This window comes from Hyalangium versicolor, from assembly GCF_020103695.1.
Classification (GTDB): Bacteria; Myxococcota; Myxococcia; order Myxococcales; family Myxococcaceae; genus Hyalangium; species Hyalangium versicolor.
In genome coordinates this window covers 84,900-103,691 of sequence record NZ_JAHXBF010000022.1, presented here as the reverse complement: position 1 = coordinate 103,691, position 18,792 = coordinate 84,900, and the positions used below count along the sequence as shown (strand labels likewise).

At 65.7% G+C, this 18,792-nt stretch carries 16 protein-coding genes and 1 tRNA gene; 11 read left to right on the top strand and 6 right to left on the bottom strand.

The features are described 5' to 3' along the window. The first annotated feature begins 25 nt into the window (after positions 1-25). Positions 26-784 carry a recombinase family protein gene (locus KY501_RS37920; protein WP_224368754.1) on the top strand — a complete coding sequence of 253 codons (759 nt, stop codon included), beginning with the start codon at positions 26-28 and terminating at the stop codon, positions 782-784. Positions 785-795: 11 nt separating this feature from the next. Here the strand turns inward: KY501_RS37920 and KY501_RS37915 are convergent, their stop codons facing one another. From KY501_RS37915 to KY501_RS37905, 3 genes are all read right to left on the bottom strand, one after another. After that, positions 796-987 (bottom strand): hypothetical protein, encoded by a 192-nt coding sequence (locus KY501_RS37915; RefSeq protein ID WP_224368753.1) that lies wholly within the window; start codon positions 985-987, stop codon positions 796-798. 297 nt (positions 988-1,284) lie between these two features. Further along, positions 1,285-3,336, bottom strand: a complete 2,052-nt coding sequence (locus KY501_RS37910) for an ATP-dependent helicase (protein ID WP_224368752.1) — start codon at positions 3,334-3,336, stop codon at positions 1,285-1,287. Positions 3,337-3,358: 22 nt separating this feature from the next. Next, positions 3,359-5,137, bottom strand: coding sequence for an ATP-dependent nuclease (locus tag KY501_RS37905; RefSeq protein WP_224368751.1), 1,779 nt, complete (start codon positions 5,135-5,137; stop codon positions 3,359-3,361). A gap of 758 nt (positions 5,138-5,895) precedes the next feature. On the opposite strand from KY501_RS37905, the gene KY501_RS37900 reads away from it, so the two are divergent. From KY501_RS37900 to KY501_RS37885, 4 genes are read left to right on the top strand one after another with little or no spacing between them, the layout of a single operon-like run. Then, a complete protein-coding gene (locus KY501_RS37900; protein ID WP_373691689.1) occupies positions 5,896-7,251 on the top strand; it encodes a hypothetical protein in 1,356 nt (451 codons plus the stop codon). Positions 7,252-7,282: 31 nt separating this feature from the next. Then, entirely contained in the window at positions 7,283-9,148 is a 1,866-nt protein-coding gene (locus KY501_RS37895) for a hypothetical protein (RefSeq protein WP_224368750.1), read from the top strand. Beyond that, complete coding sequence (locus tag KY501_RS54405) at positions 9,145-9,711, top strand: CPCC family cysteine-rich protein (protein WP_373691688.1); 567 nt, start codon at positions 9,145-9,147, stop codon at positions 9,709-9,711. The genes KY501_RS37895 and KY501_RS54405 overlap by 4 nt, the downstream gene beginning before the upstream one ends. Next, the gene (locus tag KY501_RS37885; RefSeq protein WP_224368749.1) at positions 9,708-10,082 is read left to right on the top strand and encodes a hypothetical protein; all 375 of its coding nucleotides are present in this window, start codon (positions 9,708-9,710) and stop codon (positions 10,080-10,082) included. Before KY501_RS54405 ends, KY501_RS37885 begins: the two co-directional genes overlap by 4 nt. A 238-nt stretch (positions 10,083-10,320) precedes the next feature. On the opposite strand, the gene KY501_RS37880 is transcribed toward KY501_RS37885, so the two are convergent. After that, positions 10,321-10,393, bottom strand: a tRNA-Asn gene (locus tag KY501_RS37880). 80 nt (positions 10,394-10,473) lie between these two features. Between KY501_RS37880 and KY501_RS37875 the strand changes: the two genes are divergently transcribed. The 6 genes from KY501_RS37875 (at position 10,474) to KY501_RS37850 (ending at position 16,749) form a co-directional block, all read left to right on the top strand. Next, complete coding sequence (locus KY501_RS37875; protein ID WP_255637161.1) at positions 10,474-11,721, top strand: RsmB/NOP family class I SAM-dependent RNA methyltransferase; 1,248 nt, start codon at positions 10,474-10,476, stop codon at positions 11,719-11,721. 81 nt (positions 11,722-11,802) lie between these two features. Continuing rightward, positions 11,803-12,714: a S66 peptidase family protein gene (locus KY501_RS37870; RefSeq protein WP_224368748.1), complete on the top strand. Its 912-nt coding sequence runs from the start codon at positions 11,803-11,805 to the stop codon at positions 12,712-12,714. After that, positions 12,711-13,871, top strand: coding sequence for a serine hydrolase domain-containing protein (locus KY501_RS37865; protein ID WP_224368747.1), 1,161 nt, complete (start codon positions 12,711-12,713; stop codon positions 13,869-13,871). Before KY501_RS37870 ends, KY501_RS37865 begins: the two co-directional genes overlap by 4 nt. Positions 13,872-13,882: 11 nt before the next feature. Further along, complete coding sequence (gene mpl / locus KY501_RS37860; RefSeq protein WP_224368746.1) at positions 13,883-15,349, top strand: UDP-N-acetylmuramate:L-alanyl-gamma-D-glutamyl-meso-diaminopimelate ligase; 1,467 nt, start codon at positions 13,883-13,885, stop codon at positions 15,347-15,349. A gap of 3 nt (positions 15,350-15,352) precedes the next feature. Further along, entirely contained in the window at positions 15,353-15,925 is a 573-nt protein-coding gene (locus KY501_RS37855) for a TlpA family protein disulfide reductase (protein ID WP_224368745.1), read from the top strand. Positions 15,926-15,942: 17 nt separating this feature from the next. Continuing rightward, positions 15,943-16,749 carry an inositol monophosphatase family protein gene (locus KY501_RS37850; protein WP_224368744.1) on the top strand — a complete coding sequence of 269 codons (807 nt, stop codon included), beginning with the start codon at positions 15,943-15,945 and terminating at the stop codon, positions 16,747-16,749. Between the two features lie 17 nt (positions 16,750-16,766). Here the strand turns inward: KY501_RS37850 and KY501_RS37845 are convergent, their stop codons facing one another. Further along, positions 16,767-17,378 carry a polysaccharide biosynthesis/export family protein gene (locus KY501_RS37845; RefSeq protein WP_224368873.1) on the bottom strand — a complete coding sequence of 204 codons (612 nt, stop codon included), beginning with the start codon at positions 17,376-17,378 and terminating at the stop codon, positions 16,767-16,769. Positions 17,379-17,388: 10 nt separating this feature from the next. Next, complete coding sequence (locus KY501_RS37840; protein WP_224368743.1) at positions 17,389-18,660, bottom strand: hypothetical protein; 1,272 nt, start codon at positions 18,658-18,660, stop codon at positions 17,389-17,391. Positions 18,661-18,792: the final 132 nt, after the last annotated feature.

The following is an 18,792-nucleotide window of genomic DNA, read 5'->3' as shown; positions in this document are numbered from 1 at the left end:
CGCGTGCCGGTTCAGAGCGAAGGTGATGGAGCGGCTCAACGCCGCGGGGGCCTCCTTCGTGTCGGTGACGCAGAACTTCTCCACGGCGGACGCGATGGGGAGGCTCACCCTCCACATGCTGATGAGCTTCGCGGAGTTCGAGCGGGAGATGATCGCCGAGCGGACGCGGGACAAGATGGCGGCGGCCAGGAGGAAGGGGAAGTGGACGGGAGGCCCCGTGCCGCTGGGTTACGAGGTACGTGACAGGCGCCTGGAGGTGAACGAGCTGGAGGCGGGGGTGGTGAGGGAGGTGTTCGAGCAGTACCTGCAGCACGGGAACATGGGGCAGGTGGCGAGGGTACTCAACGAGAGAGGGCTGCTTCCGAGATCGACGCGGGTAAAGAAGGGGAAGACGGCGCCCGGGTGGACGAAGGGAGCGGTGGGCCGGGTGCTGCGCAACCCAGTGTACGCGGGGTGGATGCAGAGCGGGGGCGAGCTGTTCGAGGGGGAGCAGCAGGCGCTGGTGGAACGTGCCATCTGGCAGCGGGCACAGCGGATGCTGGATGGGAAGGAGAAGGCGCTGAGGACTCGCGGCCTCAACCCGGCTTACGTGTTGCGCGGGCTGCTGCGCTGCGGGGCTTGCAGGGAGGCCATGACTCCGGGCTCCACTCGGCGGGGGCAGAGAGAGTACCGCTACTATCGCTGCACCACCCGCGACAAGCAGGGCAAGGAGGCGTGCTCGGTGATAGCGCTGCCAGCCCCCGCCATTGAGGAGTACGTCGTCGCCCAAATCGTCCATGCATGATGCATCTCCAGTCACGCATTCTTTCCCTGGGTCCGGGTCGCTGGACGGAAGCGGAGTTGTTGCTGGCGCAGTTTGCGCAGACGTGCCAGTTCCTTGCGGTCCGCGTAGGCGACACGCTGGCCCTTGACGCTCTGACTCTTGAGCCAGCCGCGTCGAATCCAGCCGTAGAGGGTGACGACAGGCATCTCCAACTCGCGGGCCAAGTCCGCCAGCCACCAAGAGTCCGGCGCGTCACTGGGCACGGGTCTGGGGCCGCGCCGTAGCGGTGCACCATGGCGCGCACCAGACGTACGTTTGGGTCATCCCCTACTCTTATCGTAGGGTTCCCTCCCACCTACCTACGGGGTAATCCGGACGGATACGGAATGGAGGAGGGGTGGGCGCAGCTGGCGCCGACGGTGGCGGTGGATGACGGAGAAGAGTGGGTCCTGCCCGGCATCCCGCACATGCTGATCAGCTACAGTGCAAGGGTTCTGCCATCCCTCGTGAATAACCCAGGCTCACGCATCGGATTCAGGCTCGCTATCGACAATCTGAACCTCGTCGACTTCCACCTCGCCATGATGGTTGCGCTCGACAATGTGCCTGAAAGTGGTGCCGCAGGAGCACGTTTCCTCCGCGTCATCGGGCAGGGGGAACCTGTCGCCGCAGTCGTCACAGCGACCTGAGAGCGTGTTGCACCAGTCACAGGTACCAGTGCACAGGCTCCCGACTGTGGCAGTCGAAGACCAATGCACCAAGTGCGGGGCATGGTCCTCATCTGGCTCGCACGCTTCGCAGACATCGTAGGAGTCGTCGTCGGCCTCACTCCGAAGCTGCTGGGTCAACTCATCGAGGAAGCGTGAGCGCCCATTGACCCGCTTCCTGCCGTACCTGTCGACGGTGAAGCCAGAATAGACGACATGAACCTCCCTACGAGCTCGAGTTACCCCCACGTAAAAGAGCCTTCGCTCTTCTTGAAGATCCTCATCGTTGTCGACTTTTCGGAAGTCCGGCAACCGCCCCTCATCGGCCCCGATCATGACGACCGCGTCGAACTCCAGGCCCTTAGCACCGTGAAGGGTCATGAGGTTCAGGACGTCGTCACTCCCGCGTTGCCCGACGAACTGCCCAAGCGTGGTGCCGGCCAATTCACCTTCTTCGACCGCATGAATCAGCGCATCCAGCTTCGCTCGGTCTCCAACAAGCATCGGTTGCGTCTGAAGCGCCTCACCAAGCACCTTTTCGTCGAATCGCCGGCACCACTCTGCAATGGGCATGGTCGAGCCCCGTGCGGCCCAAAGGAATGAGACAAGAGCCTGCCGGGCCTGGTTCCGCACGGTCGGGTTGTAATTACCAGCATGAAAGCCCAACCAAGTTTCGATGAGCTCCCCAAGGGTGACCCCTGCCGCATTCCATGGCTTGGCGCACCAAGCAGCACAATCTTCGATCCACCTAGTGAATGGTGTCTTCGCGTAGGGCGCTCCGTTGTCGAGACGGACGAAGTTCAGACCCGCCGCTTGCGCCGCAGACGCGACGCGTGACCCGTCGTTCTTGTCGCGATAGAGAATCGCAATCCGCCCGAGCGCAAACCCACGCGAACGAATGTCGGGAACGATCTTCTCAAAGACATGGCCTACTTGGTCGCTAGGTCCACCAGTGCACTCGTGCTCATAGATCGCTCCACTTTCATTCGAGTGCGCCTCGTAGTCCGCCCCGTCAGCGAGGAGCCCAAGTGAACCCTTCACTATGTCCTTCGCGCATCTGTAATTGAGCCGAAGCTTGACGTGGGCGAAGTCCTTTCGGTTGACGATCTCCCCGAACAGAGCGGGACTCGCTCCTTGGAACCTGTATATGGACTGGTCGGCATCGCCAACTGCCAGAACCCGAATGCCGATGTCGAGGAGTTTCAGCACCACATCGTGAAGTGCCACCCCAAGATCCTGATACTCATCAATCGCGAAGACCGGGAACCGGGCCTTCAGTGCCCTTCGTACCCAGTCGTGCTCTTCGATCAACTTTCGCCCGAGAACACTCAAGTCCTCGAAGTCGATTCGCCCCATCCGCCGCAGCGCCTTCTCGTAGTTCTCTACGAATCTGGCGTTCTCGTCAGACACGAAGTCTGGGCGGCGGTCCGCCCGAAGCACCCGACGAAAATCGTCGAACTCGCGTCTGTTGATCATGGTCGCCGCATAAGAGGTCTCCTTTGCTCCTTCTGTAAAGGCATCATTCCGCTCATCGTCGGAAGCAACTTGCCATCCATCAGGCAGTCCGAGGCCGCCAAGCTTGGCATACGGACCCACTACGTGTCGAAGGCAGAACGAATGGAGAGTCCCAACGAAGAGATTCGGGTGACGTGCAACACCAAGGTCTCGAAGTTTTCGACGCAACTCGCGAGCGCACTCGTTACTGAAGGTAAGGCATGCCAAGCCGGCTGGCGACTTCAAGTCCTCCATCAGAATGCGTGCGGTCTTGAGAACTAACACCTTCGTCTTGCCGCTTCCTGGGCCGGCTGTGACGACGCAGTTCCCGCTCGCCTCGTAGGCCTTCCACTGGCTGGGATTGCTCTTCAATTCCTGGCTTCCAGATGCAAGCCTATTCGGCACTGGCGCTCTTGATGGCATGCCTTATTGCCTTCGTGATGTATGCCGGGAAGAAGTTCCCCTTGAGTTTGGTCGAAAGGTGCTGGGCGAACCTTCCCTTTCCAATCGACTCGACATCCGCGAGCAGTTTGTCCTTGGTCACACTGGGAGGATTTGCGAGCCAAGTCTCGGCCCGCTTCAAGGCCGTCTTGCCGCCGGCCAAGTCGATGAGACTCTGCAACAGTTCATCCTGGTGGCCCGCGTTGAACAGATCCCATTCCAGCGTCTCTTCTCCTACGAATAAGCCGAGGCCATTGAGTCGCTTAGTCTTCTCTGTATCGTCGAGGTCGTCCAGACTCTCTTCGTCGAGGATCTTCGCCAAGCGCACTGCACGCTTGAGCCCAACACGCATTCCCTGGTCGTCAGGGTCGCCGTCAGTGATCACTGCGAAGGGAAGTTTGAATCCGTGACCGAAGACCTTCACATAGGACGAGAAGTGCGTTCCGGAGACCGAACAAATCGAGACTCCATGGGAGTCTAAGTCTTGACCATTCTTCATTAGCCTGGAAATGGCGGGCAGCAGGTACCGTTCGGCCTCCCCTTCGACGAAGAGCACTGACCGCGAGAAGAGAATCTCTCCTCGGGTGACATCAATGTACCGTTCAATGTCTGCGACTACATCAGCTTCGAGATCGAGACCTGCAACCGAGGTGGCACTGGTGCCCGCCGAGTTCTTTCGCGAAAGCAAGACGAGAGAGCGAAGGGGCGTGACGCTCGCAATGTGCGGGGAATGTGTGGTCAGAATGACCGTGCGGTCGGCAGAGGGCTTGCCGGAAGAAGTTCGCAGCGCGTCGCGATAGACAAGCCGCTGCACGTGAGGATGAAGGTGGGCCTCAGGTTCTTCCACTGCGAGGAATGTATGGAATAGGTCGCCGGCTCCGACTAGCCGTTGAAACTCAAGCAGCGTAAGCGCCAAGTAGAGCACGTTCGCTGAACCAAGGCTTGCTTCTGAGACGGTTCTGCGCCCGTGATCGAAGTACAACCGCAGGTTTCGAAGGAGTCGCGTCGGGTCCGTTGGCCCCACTTGGATCGTCGTGTCGATTGCGTGAACCGGGCCGACCATGTCCTGGATGCGTTCAGCGATGGACTTCGCGAGCGAGTCCACTTCCGGCAATCCGGCAACGGCGTCCGACGCCTTGGTGACATCCTTGGCAATGCTCTTCAACTTCGCTCCATCGACCTTCTTTGCGACATCATCAAGCAGCGGCCGTAGCGGGGACCGCCTCCAGTTTTCCAGATCCGACTCGGCGTCGCGGAGTGCATGGAAGAAAATCAGAGGAAGCGACCGACGAACCTCGAAGTTCAGGTAGTTCTCCTCGCGGTCACCGCCAAACATGACGAACTCGAAGTCTGTCGGCACAACAGGCTCATCTGGTGCGCTGCCTTTCGCTCGGTACTTGTAGGTCAGACGAGCGACCATTGGATTCGGCTTGATGAGATGCTCAGCTAACAGGGCCAGTTTCGGTTCGGACTTCTCAAAGCCCTCAAGCTCAACCTCGACGACGACTGCGTCCGTCTTCTTCAAGGGGCGAGAAAGTCCATCCCAGAAGTCCTCTTCCCGAAGTTGTCGTGCGGTGTCGGGCAGGCTTGGATCCAAGACGAGGCGCAGCGCGTGAAGCAGGTTTGACTTTCCGACTTTGTTCTCGCCGACAACTACGACGCTGTCGCCACCTCGAAACTCCAATGCCTTGAAGGTGCGGAAGTTCTCGATACGGACACGTGAGATACGCACGTGGTCACCTCTCCCTAGTCTAGTGGAGTGTCTTACAAGTTTCCGATGTGTTCGTGAAGACTGAGGGATCGACGGGGTCGGGCCCCACTTTGGCCCACCCTTGACCTTCCCCTCTGAGCGGTAAGAATGCTAGCGCAGGGCCCGGTCGGCAGTCCCTGCCGACGGAGAGCCGTCCCAACCTGTCGGACAACCCGACAGGTGCGTGTAGCGCGTGCCGAAGGCTGGACCTTGAACAAACGTTCGCTCCAGCGAACTGTAAGAGGTTGGCTCGCATCGGTCCCCCAAGGGGAGTCGAATACGCTCACTGCGCTTCCCCTTGATGATCACCGTTAGGACCTTTCCAACGCTCAGGTTCCCACTCACGGCATGACCGGAACGAGCAGCAGCCCCGCTCGGCACGGTCAATGGAGTCCAGGGTTGCCACGCAATGCCTCCCGGAGCTTTTGTGTCGGCCGGTTCGTCCATGACAAGGGACGGCTTCCCGAGCATGGGATTCCAGGCCGAACCTACCATTGAGGTCCCAGCGACTTAAGAGAATTCACGGCCCTTCTCCTGAGAGTCCGCTGGCTTGCGTGTGTAAGCAGAGAACCTGTCGGATCTGCGTGAGAAGGTGAGGCGTTCACCCATGCTGGGGGGGCGCACATGCTCTCGAGATTCGCAGAGGGGCTGGCTGCGAGGCTGGCGGTGTCCATGCGGTGGTGCGCGGGTGCCACGCGCCCCACACGAGGCGGGCCTCCCCTCCACTCGCGGACGGCCCCATGACGCACGCACTGGCGGTCTGGCTGCTCCTGGCTCAGGTTGAAGGGGTGGAGGTCGCGTCCGACAACGCGCCTTCCCAGATCGAGTCCGTGCTCCCAGTTGAGGCGCAGCCTGCGCCGCGCGGGCTTGGCCGGTGGCACGCCCTGGCCCGGCTGGAGGCCAGCACGCTGATGCTGCTGCCACGCGGAGGAGCAGGAGGGGAGGAGGGGTGGGCGCAGCTGAGTCCGATGCTGGTGGTGGACGGCGGAGGAGCATGGGGCCTGCACCTGGGTGCCCCGGTGCGGCTGCGGCTGTGGGGAGGGGAGGCGGGAGCGGGGCGGGTGCGGAAGGAGGACTGGGACAGCCTGTCGGACTGGGGGCAGGTGGTGCGAGCGCTCAAGCTGGGCAGCGAGGCGTCCGCGGTGGCGTTGTGGGTGGGGGCGTTGGAGGACTACAGTCTGCTCTCTGGGCATCTGGTGCGGCGCTACTCCAACCGGGCCAACCCGGACTACCACCCAGCAGGTGGGTACCTCACGAGCACCGTGGGCCCTCTGTTCGTGGAGGCCTTCAGCTCGGACATGCTGGGTGCGCGCTTGGTGGGAGCGCAAGCCGAGGTGGATCTGGCTCACGTGCTCACGGGCCCTCTGCGAGAGCCGGGGCGCTACACGCTGGGGTTGTCGGCGGTGAGGGAGTGGGGCAGTGCCGGCGGACAGTCGCCGCAGGTGACGCTGGCGCACGTGGATGGGACGGCGGTGGTGATGGTGCGCCCTGGCTTCGAGTTGCACGTGCTGGCCGGGTGGGGAGGGCGCCCGGATGCGCCAGCCGCCTGGGGAGCGGTGGTGGGCCTGGGCGCGGACGCGCTGACGCCCACCTTGGACATGAAGCTGCGGCTGGAGGTGCGGCGGCAGCGAGGGGGCTTCCGCCAGGGGTACTTCGGGCCGGACTACGAGTTGGACCGGCTGAGCGCGGTGAGCCGCTCCGGAACTCCGGTGACGCAGGCGTCCTTCCCCGAGGGGTTCTCCGCTTACGGCGAGGCGGTGGTGGGCTGGGATGGAGTGCGGCTGGGAGAGGTGCTGCAGCGCCACCTGCACCTCTCGGTGGGCGCGGAGGTGTTCGACTGGGGCCGGGTGGACGTGGACGGGCGCCTGGCGGTGCAGTTGGCTGCTCGGAGCCTCGATGTGGCGGTGAGTGGCCTGGCACGGGGCTTGGGCCAGCCGGGAGCGCGCCACCTGTACTCGGCGGAGGTGCGTTGGCGCTTCACCCGCAGGCTGTACGCGCTGGCTCAGGGCGGCACGCGGCTCTACCCGGGGGCAGACGGGACGCTGAGCCCGGTGGCCTTCTCTTCCTTGGGCATGGGGGTGGACGATGCGCGGTGAAGTGCGGAGGCCCAGGTGGGTGGTGCTGGGGATGGCAGCCGCCCTCTTCGCCACGGGCTGCGCCACGCTGCCGCCGCTGCCCAGGGCAGGCGATCCTCACGTCCCTGCCGAGGTGCTGCGAGACGAGCCGGTTTCGGGAGCCCACTCGGCCCAGACACACTCGGTTGCCACGACGTGGGAGAAGAGAGCGCGGGTGCGGCTGAGGCGCCGCCACGGCGCACCTGTGGTGGGCACGGACGTAGCGGTGGTGAGCGCGGAGGAGATGGCCCTGCGCCAGGCGGCCGGCGTGCAGCCCTCCCCGGAAGGCCCACCCTCATGCGGGGGGCAGGCCGTGCCGGAAGGCTGGCCGGACTCCTCCTCCTGGTGGGATGAAGAACTGCTGGCTCCCTTCTTTCAGTGCACCTCGCCCGGCGAGTTCCTCGCTCTACAGCGCCGGGTGGATATGCCGCGGCTGGTGGAGGCGTTGGACGACTGGAACGCAGTGAGGCTCGGTGCGCTGGGGCCTATGGAGTCCCGGGCCGCAGAGGTGCTCCAGCGCAAGCGCTTCTCCTTCCTCGTCACTGCCACCCGGAAGTACGGGGCCTACGCCCAGGTGCTCACCCTCTTCCTCTTCGACACGGCCTTCGATGACGAGGTGCGCGAGCTGCTGGTGCTGCTGGCCAGGGACAAGCAACTGGAACAGACGCTGGGGCCGATGGAGGCCGTGCGCGAGGCGTTGGAGCAGCGGGGCTTCAAGCTCTCGGACTATCCGGAGCGGGAGGAGCAACTCCGTGACGTGGTGCGAGGTTTGGGCCGTGCCGCCGACGACGTGGCCTCCACCATCCCCGCGATGGATGGGGCCCGCGGAGGAGGCGTGTTCGCCACACGAGCCCACTTGCCCCCGCCCTACCAGGAGGCCTTCGATGAGACGGAGCGGGCCCTGACGAGAGAGCACTTCGCTCCGGGCCACGTGGCGCTGGGCACCTTTGACTCCATGACGTTCGGAGTGCCGCTGGGCTTCTACTACTTGGCAGCGGGGACGGGGCACGGGGTGTCTTCGCTGTACCAAGGCCGCTACGAGCAGGCCGCGCGGGAGCTGGCACCCGCGGCGCTGATGGTGGGCCTGTACGCTGGCGGCAAGGGAGTGCGCTACCTCTCCGAGGCCAAGGGAGCAGCGGGCGTCGGGGAGAGAGGAGGGCGACTACAAGTGCCCGAGTTGCGCTTGCCGGTGCTGAAGGAGGTGGTGGAACGGCTGCGGGAGCGGCTTGGCGAAGACGGCCTTGGGCAGTTGGCGCGGCTCATTCAGGGCCGTCGCGAGGCAGCTGTCATGGTGGCCGCCGGGGGAGAGCCGGTCGCCGTGGCTATCTACGAGGCCCGTGGCGATCTGGCCAGGGCTCAGGCTGTGTTGTCCCAGGCCAAGCCCGAGCCTCGGGGCGCTACTCGTTCCATGGCCGGTGCAGGGAAGAGCCCCGGCGGCGCTCCTTTGATGGTAGAGGAGGTGACAGGGCCAGAGGGGAAGCACTCAACTGTCGAAGTCCCATCCGATGCCGTCGGCCACCCGGAGGGGCTAAGCCAGATTGGCGAACTCGCATCATCTATTCGATGGAAGGGGTTCTCTGATGGGAAGCTTGCCAGCCACTTCAACAAACATGTGCTGGAAGCGGGCGAGTTTGGCGGAAAGATTACCCAAAATCAGTATCTCAAGATGGCGAAGGAGTTTGCGCAGGAGAAAAGCAAGCGTTTCTTGGAGAAGGCGGTGGGCAACTTCATCGTCAAGTATGACCCTGTCACACGCAAGACGCTGATAGGGCATCTTAAAGATAGAGAGATTCGGACATTCTATGAGGCAGATTTCCGAGACCCAGACTCGTTTGCGGCCGCCGTTGAGTTGGCTAGAAGTCTGGGAGGGAAGCCATGAGACGTGATGAGTTGATCGCACAACTTTCTCGACTGGAAGCTGCTGCGCTGTCTGATGAGCAGCGGAGGAGCATGCTCCTGGATTGGTGGGGCTTGGGGCCGGAAGACCGTGCATGGAGTTCACTCCCTCCTCACCTCCAGGAAGAGATGCGATCCTGCGATGAACCAGGGGAGCCACTCGATCCACGGTACGAACCGCTGCTCGCTGTCGGGATCTCTCGTCGTTATCGCGGAGTGAAAAACGCATACCTTCAGCGGAAGGCTCAATCTCTTGGAATCCAGGTGAACACTGTCGAAGGGGAACCCGAGACACTGCATGTGTGTCCCTGCTGCCACTACAGGTCACTTCCCGAGCGCGGGGAGTACACGATTTGCAACGTGTGCTTTTGGGAGGACGATGGCTCGGATGTGCCTGACCACTACAGCTCGCCCAACCATATGACTCTTCGCCAGGGGCGTGAAAACTTCTCGCGCTATGGGGCCTGTTCAGAACGTGCAATTTCATCAGGCTGGATCGACCCCGAGATGCGGGACGCCTACGTGCGAGTGGACACTGAACGATGAAGACTGCCGACGTCTGGTCGGAGCACGTCGAGTGGAGCCGGGCCCTCTCGGTGTTCCTCGGTTGCCAGCTGCGGCTCGTAGAAGGGAGCGAGAGCCTTGAGGTCGATGCTGCCTCCGCGACGCTTGAGGGAGTGGTTGGGTCGCCGCACCCGGGAATCATCATCGAGCTCGTCGTGAAGCTGCTGACGACCCGGAAGGATGATGGTGACGTGGCCGTTTGGGCGCTCGTCTTCTTCTTCGTCGATAAACGACGCGTCGCCGAACAGGGAAAGTGTTGCCTTGCAGTGGAATGGCGTTCAGGTCAATGGGTTTGGCGCGGCTGGGAGTCCGATGTCCACAGTGAGTGGACGGACCTGGAGACGCTCGAGTGACGCTCCGATTGCCCTCCGGCCGCATCGTGGACGTGGTCCCTGAACCCACCCTCACCACCCTGCCGGGATGGACGCAGGATGCGCTCAACGTCGGCCCCTTCCGCTCCGCGCAGGGCTATGACGCTCACCTCGCGCGCACTGACAGCGCTCCGGGAGCGCATCGACGATCTGCTCGACTCGTTCTACTGAGCAAAAGAAAAGGGCCTCGAACTTTCGCTCAAGGCCCTTCGATCTTGTGCTCCCCGACGTGGACTCGAACCACGGACATGGTGATTAACAGTCACCCGCTCTACCAGCTGAGCTATCGGGGAATATGTCCGCCGCCGCGACCCGTGGCCGTTGCGACGGGGACGATTTCTAGAGAACGGAGCCTCACCTGTCAACAGATCGATTGGATCCGCTCGCTCGCCTGCGCTTCCAGCCCTGGTCCGCCCTCGCTGGACTCGCCCCTATTGCCTCTGAAGCCCTCTCCCTCGTCCTCGCCGGCTCCCCCGCCGAACGCGTCCTGGATCGCACCCTCCGCTCCCACCGCTCCCTCTCCCGGGAACAGCGCCAGGCCCTCAAGGAGGCCCTCTTCAATGTCGGCCTCTGGCGCCGACGCCTCGGCTACCTCCTGGGTCAGCCGGACGCTCCCACCTCGCTCCTCCTCTATGCGCTCCTGCACAGGCTCGCCGGGGTCCCCCAGGCCCAGGCCGCCTTGCTGGCCGGGGTGGAGGCCCCTCCCGACCTGGCCTCCCAGGAGCCCCCATCTTTGGCCCTCCGCGCCTCCCTCCCGGATTGGCTGGCCGAGCACTTCGCCCAGGAATGGGGGCCCGAGGCAGAGGACTTCTGCTCCCACCTCAATGTCCCAGGGCCCATCTCGCTCCGGGTGAACTCCTTGCGAACCTCCCGTGAGGCCCTCGCCCAACGCCTGATCTCCGAGGGTGTGGAGACCCTACCTGGGGCTTGGAGCCCGCTCGCACTCCAGGTGAAGGGACCTCGACCCAACCTCTACGGTCTCCCGTCCCTCCAGCAGGGCCTCTTCGAGGTCCAGGACGAGGGCAGTCAGCTCCTCGGCCTCCTCGTCGAGGCCCAGCCCGGGGAGACCGTGCTCGACCTCTGTGCCGGCGCCGGGGGCAAGACGCTCCTGCTCGGCGCCTCCATGCGCAACCAGGGCCGGCTCCTCGCCCATGACCCCGATGCCGAGCGGCTCGACCGGCTCCTTCAAAGGTGCTCCCGCGCGGGACTCACCCGGGTCCAGGTACTCCGGGCCCCCCCCTCGGGCCTCTCCGTGGACCGCGTCCTCGTGGATGCCCCGTGCTCCGAGCTGGGCTCCCTCCGCCGGGGGCCCGATCTCCGCTTTCTCAAGGACCCCTCCGTCCTCTCGGACTTCGTCCCCCTCCAGCGCGAGCTGCTCGCCCGGGCCGCCGAGCTGGTCCGCCCAGGGGGACGGCTCGTCTATGCCACCTGCACCGTGAACCGTGCCGAGAACCAGGACCTGGTCTCCGGCTTTCTCCGCCAGCAGACCGATTTCAGGCTCGTTCCTCCCGGTGCGGGGTGGCTCCGTCCCGAGTGCCTCCAGGAGGGATTCTTCGTCTGCTCCCCCCACCGCCAGGGGACGGATGCCTTCTTCGCCGCCGTGCTCGAACGCTCGGGGTAGGGGAGGGCTGGGGAGGAGGGTTTTGGACGCTTGCTCCCATGGCTCCTCCCGAAGACCCGCGCCCCCTCCGTTCTCGGTGCTATGAAGACGCCCGTGCGCTGGCAGAAGCCGCTCCTCCTTCGTCCTCGGGACCCCGTTCACGTCGTCGCCCCCGCTGGCCCCTTCGATCGGGCCGGGTTCGAGGCTGGTTTCAACCTCATCGCCCAGCGGTACTCGCCCCTGCTCGGTGCCGATCTCTTCGATGCGCACCGGTACCTTGCCGGGGATGACCGGCGCCGCCGCGAGGAGCTCTCCCGCGCTCTTCTGGACTCGCGCGCCCGCGCCATCTTCTGCGCCCGTGGTGGCTACGGGAGCATGCGCCTCCTTCCGGACCTGCCGCTCGCCGACATGGCTCCCTCCATGCTCGTCGGCTTCTCGGACATCACCGCGCTCCACCTCGCGCTCCAGGCCCTCGGTCGCGTCTCCATCCACGGTCCCGTCCTCACCCAACTCGGCAAGCAGCCTCCGGATGTCCAGGAGCGCCTCTTCCGCCTCCTCGAGTCCCCCGAGCCTCCACCTCCGCTCTCCGGCTCCGCTCCCTACGTCCCCGGTGTCGTCGAGGGCCCGCTCATCGGGGGGAACCTCTCTCTCGTCACCCGGCTGCTCGGCACGCCCTATCTGCCCTCGCTGGATGGCGCCGTGCTGCTCCTCGAGGACATCGGCGAGCGCCCCTACCGCCTGGATCGCATGTGGACCCACCTGCGGCTCGCTGGAGTCTTCAAACGAGTGAAGGGCATCGTCCTCGGCGACTTCACCGACTGCGAGGAAAGAAACGCTGAGTACTCCAGCGCGGATGTGCTGCGCTCGCTCGCGGAGGAGATCCGGCTGCCCTGCGCCGCGGGCTTCCCCATCGGCCATGGCTCCCTGAACTATCCCGTGTCCCTTGGCACCCTGGTGCGGTTGGACGCGGGCGAGGCGCGCCTCACCTTCCTCGAAGGCGCGGTGCGCGAGTGAACCACCCCATCAGCAACCTTCAGGGCGTCCTCGAAGGCGCGGTGGCTGGAGGCATCTTCCCCGCCGCCCAGGCCGTGGTGCTCCACCGGGGCGTCCAGGTCTTCGGCGGAGTCGCCGGCGCGGCCACGGGCGATACCCGGTTCGATCTCGCCTCCGTCACCAAGGTGCTCTGCACCACCTCGCTCTTCCTGCGCCTGTGGACCGAGGGCAAGGTCGGTCCCGAGACCCAGGTGGCCCGTTTCTTCCCCGGCGTCCCCGTCTCCGAGGCCGGCGCCACCGTGGCGGATCTGCTCTACCACCGCTCCGGTCTGCCGCCCTTCGTCCCGTTCTTCGCCCAGGCGCTCACCTCCACCCCGGAGCTGCTCGACCCGGCCTGCTCCCAGGCCACCCGCGCCCGCGTCCGCGAGGAGGTGGTCCAGGCCGCTGCCCGGACGCCCCTCGTCGCTCCGCTGCGCACCCTCACGGCTTACAGTGACGTCGGTTTCATCCTCCTCGGGGAGATCCTCTCCCGCGCCGCGGGCAAGCCCCTGGATTTTCTCTTCAACCAGTACGTTGCCGAGCCGCTCGGCCTCGGCGCGCGCTTCCACCGTCTCTCCGAGTTGCCCACGGACGGCAAGGTGGCTCCCACGGGCTCCACTCGCCCTCGCGAACCCGCTCCCGGCCAGGAGCAGATGTGGGGCGAGCTGCCCACCCGCTCCAGCCCTCCCGGCGAGGTGGATGATGACAACGCCTGGGTCATGGACGGCGTCAGCGGCCACGCAGGCCTCTTCGGCACCGCCGTGGATGTGGCCCGCTTCGGCCAGGCCGTGCTGGACGGGTGCGCCGGTATCCCCACGCTCGCCCCCGGCCCGTTGTGGCACCGTATGCTTGTCACCGATCCGTTCCGTCCCGGCAGCACGCGCCGCATGGGCTTCGACTCGCCCTCGGTGGAGCACTCCAGCGCCGGCCACTTCATCGGCAACTCGTCGCCGGGCGCCGTGGGCCACCTGGGCTTCACCGGCACCAGCCTCTGGGTGGACCTGCGCCGCGCGCTCGTGGTGGCGCTCGTCACCAACCGCGTGGCTCATGGCCGCAAGGAGTTGCGCATCCGCGACTTCCGGCCCTTCTTTCACGATTTCGTGGTCGAGGCGCTCGGAATCGCCGACCCGACCCACTGACGCAAGGAACCATGGCTGACGACAACGGAAACGTCCTGGAGACCCTCGAGCCTGGCGCTGTACGACGCATCCACCTCGTGGGCGTGGCGGGCACGGGCATGGGCTCGTTCGCGGGCATGCTCAAGGCCGCTGGTTACGAAGTCACCGGCAGCGACGAGAACGTCTACCCGCCCATGAGCGACATGCTCCAGGCGTGGAAGATCCCCGTCCTCACCCCCTACAAGCCCGAGAACCTCGACGCGGCGAAGCCGGACCTGGTCATCATTGGCAATGTCATCCGCCGGGTGAACCCCGAGGCCACCGAGGTGCGCACCCGCCGCGTGCCCCAGATGAGCTTCCCCGCGGCGCTCGGCTCGCTCTTCCTCAAGCGCGCCCACTCGGTGGTGGTGGCTGGCACCCACGGGAAGACGACCACGTCCTCGCTCATGGCCCATGTGCTCGTCGAGGCCGGTCAGGATCCGTCCTTCCTCGTGGGCGGCGTCACCCAGAACTACGCGGGCAACTACCGCGTGGGCAAGGGGCCGCACTTCGTCGTCGAGGGCGATGAGTACGACACCTCGTACTGGGACAAGGGCTCCAAGTTCCTCCACTACCAGCCGCGCACCGCCATCCTCACCAGCGTGGAGTTCGACCACGCGGACATCTTCAGGGACTTGCCGCACTACGAGGCTACCTTCGAGAAGTTCGTGAAGCTCGTTCCCGCGGATGGCCAACTCGTCGTCTGCGCCGCGTACCCCAACGCGCTGCGCATCGCGGGCCTCACCTCGGCCAAGGTGGTGACGTACGTGGCCAAGGAGGGCGCCCAGGCGGACTACACTCCTCGCAACGTCTCCTTCAGCCCCGAGGGCGCCAGCTTCGAAGTGGTGGAGCGCGGCACTGTGATTGGCACGGCGCGGATGCAAATGTCCGGTGCGCACAACGTGGAGAACGCGCTGAGCGTCATCGCCGCGGCGCGCGGGTTGGGGCTGTCCTTCGAACAGATCGCCAAGGGCCTGGCCAGCTTCCGCGGCGTGAAGCGGCGCCAGGAAGTGCGCGGCGAGCCTCACGGAATCCTCGTGATGGACGACTTCGCGCACCACCCCACCGCCGTGCGCGAGACGATCGCCGCCATCCGCCACCGCTACCCGCAGCGGCGCCTGTGGGCCATCTTCGAGCCACGCTCCAACACCAGCCGCCGCAACATCCACCAGGAGGACTACGCCCACGCCTTCACCGGCGCCGCGCGGGCCAGCCTCAAGGTGCCCGAGCGCCATGACAAGGTGCCCGTGGACGAGGAGCTGAACGTGCCTCGGCTCTGCGAAGCACTCAAGGCCCAGGGCATCGAGGCCGACTCCTCGACGGATGTGCCCTCGCTCGTGGAGCGTGTGGCCCGCGAGTCCCGCCGCGGCGACGTGCTGCTGGTGATGAGCAACGGCGCCTTCGGGGGCTTCATCGACAAGTTGCTCAAGGCCCTCGAGGCCCGGGCAGGGGAGGGCTAACCCATGCGGACCTTGGTTGGAGCACTCGGCTTCCTGATTCTGGCCAGCTGCGCGCAGAACCACGAATTGCCTGCGCTCGTCGCGGGCGATCGCGCGGCACCCATGGTGGCCGATGGGGAGCTGGGCCAGTCCCGGGGCTTTCTTCGCGACCCGTTGGCCTTCCAGGTGAAGCGCTACCCGGATGGCTCGCCCTACACCGTGGCCAGCGATCGCGGCAGCGTGGTGCTGTTGGACGTGTGGGCCACCTGGTGCGAGCCGTGCCGGGACGCCCTGCCGCTCTACGAGTCGCTCGCCAAGGAGTACGGCTCGCGCGGGCTCAAGGTGTACGCGCTGAACGTGGACGAGGACTCGCGCGCCATCCCCGCCTTCCTGCAGGAGGTGAAGGTGGCGCTGCCCATCCTCGTGGACGAAAACGCGCAGGTGGCAGAGAAGACGCTGGGCGTGAAGATGATGCCCACCACCTTCATCGTGGACCGCAAGGGCGTGGTGCGCTTCACCCACGAGGGCTTCGCGGAGGAGTTCCTCCAGAAGTACCAGACGGAGATCGAACAGCTGCTCGCAGAGCGCGCGCAGTGAGCACAGGAGACCGAGTCATGCAGCAGGAGACGCCCGAGGCGCTGCGCCGCACCGCGGAGGAGGCCGCCCGCCTCGCCGGCCGCGTGCTGGCCGAGCGCTTCCAGGGGGAGCGCACCATCGAGTTCAAGCGCACGGGCATCGATCTCGTCACCGACGCGGACAAGGCCTCCGAGGAAGTGCTGCTCCGCTTCCTGCGCGAGAGCTACCCGCACCATTCGATCCTGGCCGAGGAGAGTGGGGCCTCCGAGGGCTCTTCGGGGCTGCGCTGGCTCGTCGATCCGCTGGATGGCACGACGAACTACGCCCACCACATGCCGCACTTCAGCGTGAGCGTGGCGGTGGAAGGTCCGGGCGGAGTGCTGGCCGGCGTGGTGTACGACCCGATGCGCGACGAGCTCTTCTCCGCGGCGCTCGGCCAGGGCGCCACCCTCAATGGCCGCCCGCTGAAGGCCAGCGCCGCCACGGAGTTGGGGAGCGCGCTCCTGTGCACGGGCTTCCCCTACGACGTGCGCGAGCGCCCGGACGCGCCGCTGGGGCTCGTGAACCACTTCATCCGCCACGCCCAGGGCATCCGGCGTACGGGCAGCGCCGCGCTGGATCTCTCGTACGTGGCGGCGGGGCGCTTCGACGGCTTCTTCGAGTTCCGCCTCAAGCCGTGGGACATCGGTGCGGGCTCGCTGATCGTGACCGAGGCGGGCGGCGTGGTGTCGCAGATCGACGGCTCGCCGTTCGACGTGACGCATGGGGACGTGCTGGCGAGCGCGCCGGGACTGGCCAAGGTACTTCAAGAGGAATGCCGCCTCGTCCTCACGGCTCTTGGCTGAGGGCCCGGAGTGCGCGCCTAGAAGAAGCTCTCCGGCACGAAGACGATGTCGCCGGGCTGCAGCAGGAAGTTCTTCTCCCGGCCCACCCCGATGTCCTCCACGGGCACGCGGATCTTCCGCTCCTGCCCGTCGACGAGCCGCGTCACGTTCGTGCTGTTCTGCGCGGCCGTCCGCGTGAAGCCGCCGGCCAGGGTGATGGCCTGGATGATGCTCATCTCCCCGTCGTACGGGAACGTGCCCGGCTTCTGCACCTCGCCGAAGACGAAGATCTTCTTCGAGTTGTACTCGCGGATCAGCACCGACACCTGGGGCCGGCGCAGGTAGCGCGCGAGGCACTCCTGCAAGGCATCCGCGGCCGTGCTCGAAGTCCGGCCCGCCAGCGTCACCTTCCCGCACAGCGGATAGTCGATGGTGCCCTCGGGAGACACGCGCCAGACTCCCGAGTGGTCCGGCTCCTGGAAGACGCGCACCTCCACCATGTCCCCGGGGCCCATCGTGCTGGCCTGTCCCGAGCCCGCCTGCGAGTCCTCCGCCGTGGGCAGGGGCAGGGGAGCAGCGGGGGCAGCCGAGCGGCACGCGGCAGCCTCCACGAGCAGCAGGGTCAGGAAGAGAGCGGGCAGGGAGCGCATCACCAGGGGCTCAGTACACCAGCGTCAGCCGAAGATACCCTTCGTGCCGCGTGAAGTTCAGGCCGGAGCCCGCCACCGAGGACGAGCGCGTGGTCAGCAAGTAACCCATCGCGCCCACGAGCCACGGTTTGAACTGGTACTCCGGCCCCGCGTCCACCGTCACCAGCGTGTCGCTGCGCGGCTGTTCCGCGTCATAGAAGCCCAGGAAGTCGACGCCGACGTGCCCGTGCAGCACCAGCTTCCCGCCGAAGAGGGCCCGTGCCTCCAGGTAGCCGCGGTCATCCCGGAACAGGCCATACGCGGCCACCGGGTCCAGCGACCGCATGTAGCCCCCCTTGAACGTCATCGTGGGGCTGAACAGGTAGTTGCCCTCCAACTGGCCGATGAGAGTGCTGCCTCCCGTGCTGCCGAAGTTGTAGCCCCAGCCCAGCTTGGCGGTCAGCGCGATCTTCGCCGACACCAGGCCCGCCAGCCCGCCCATGGCGCGCAGCAGCACCGCGTTGGGGCTGGTGGTGTTCCTCAGGTAGTCGCGGATGTTCAGGTCCGTCTCCACCACCACCGCCGTCTTCGGCAGGAAGCGCCAGCGCCCCGTCGCTCCCACGCGCACGTTCGTGTAGTCGAACCGATCCACGGAGGCCGGATCACACACCTCCTCCGTGCACTCCACGGGGACGGCGATGCCGATGGGCTTGAAGAACTCCAGCGCCCAGGCCAGCTCGGGAATGATCTCCAGCGCGCCGCCACCCGGCTTGACGGGCACCGAGACACGCGCCTCGTTGAAGAGCGACAGCACCCCCGCGCCCAGCGCCGCGTTGCTCGTCTGATCCGAGCGCAGGAACTGATCCGCCAGCACGATGCCCACCTGCCCCTCGGGGTTGAAGTGGGCCGACAGGTCCGCGGCGCCCTCCAGGTGCGAGCCGTACGTGGACTGCTTCGTCAGCAGCCCCGTGTAGCGCACGTACTCCAGCCGCCCGGAGGCATGCAGCGCCAGCTTCGACGAGGGCACATCCAACTTCAGCCCCGGCCGCAGCCGCAGCACCAGCTCCGGAGACAGGCTCGACTTCACGTCATTGGGATCCTCGGTGCTCGGATCCGGGAAGTACCCCACCGCGCTGTCCAGCCGCATCTCCAGATCGAAGAAGGGGTGCAGCCGCCCCTCTCCCACCTTGATGCCATTGCCCCCGGCGGGCACTGGAGGCTGCTGGGCCCAGGCCACGGCAGGACCCAACACCGCAAGCACGAGCGCACACAGAGCCCAGCGGATGTTGCCAGACTGCGTCATGACTCAGACGATCACGCCGGTGTGCCGGCTACCTTTCCCTACTGCTGGCGAGGGGCCCTTGAGGGGTCATAGCACGCAGCTTTGGGGCGCCCGCAGAAATTTGTTGGTATTCCAGGGGCCTGGATTGTTACC

Excerpts from the sequence above, each read along its gene's own strand:
- KY501_RS37920 (WP_224368754.1), top strand. The coding sequence starts at position 26 with ATGGAGCGGCTCAACGCCGCGGGGGCCTCCTTCGTGTCGGTGACGCAG.
- KY501_RS37895 (WP_224368750.1), top strand. The coding sequence starts at position 7,283 with ATGGCAGCCGCCCTCTTCGCCACGGGCTGCGCCACGCTGCCGCCGCTG.
- KY501_RS37850 (WP_224368744.1), top strand. The coding sequence starts at position 15,943 with ATGCAGCAGGAGACGCCCGAGGCGCTGCGCCGCACCGCGGAGGAGGCC.
- KY501_RS37855 (WP_224368745.1), top strand. The coding sequence starts at position 15,353 with ATGCGGACCTTGGTTGGAGCACTCGGCTTCCTGATTCTGGCCAGCTGC.
- KY501_RS37870 (WP_224368748.1), top strand. The coding sequence starts at position 11,803 with ATGAAGACGCCCGTGCGCTGGCAGAAGCCGCTCCTCCTTCGTCCTCGG.
- KY501_RS37840 (WP_224368743.1), bottom strand. The coding sequence starts at position 18,660 with ATGACGCAGTCTGGCAACATCCGCTGGGCTCTGTGTGCGCTCGTGCTT.
- mpl (WP_224368746.1), top strand. The coding sequence starts at position 13,883 with ATGGCTGACGACAACGGAAACGTCCTGGAGACCCTCGAGCCTGGCGCT.
- KY501_RS37885 (WP_224368749.1), top strand. The coding sequence starts at position 9,708 with ATGAAGACTGCCGACGTCTGGTCGGAGCACGTCGAGTGGAGCCGGGCC.
- KY501_RS37900 (WP_373691689.1), top strand. The coding sequence starts at position 5,896 with ATGACGCACGCACTGGCGGTCTGGCTGCTCCTGGCTCAGGTTGAAGGG.
- KY501_RS37845 (WP_224368873.1), bottom strand. The coding sequence starts at position 17,378 with ATGCGCTCCCTGCCCGCTCTCTTCCTGACCCTGCTGCTCGTGGAGGCT.
- KY501_RS54405 (WP_373691688.1), top strand. The coding sequence starts at position 9,145 with ATGAGACGTGATGAGTTGATCGCACAACTTTCTCGACTGGAAGCTGCT.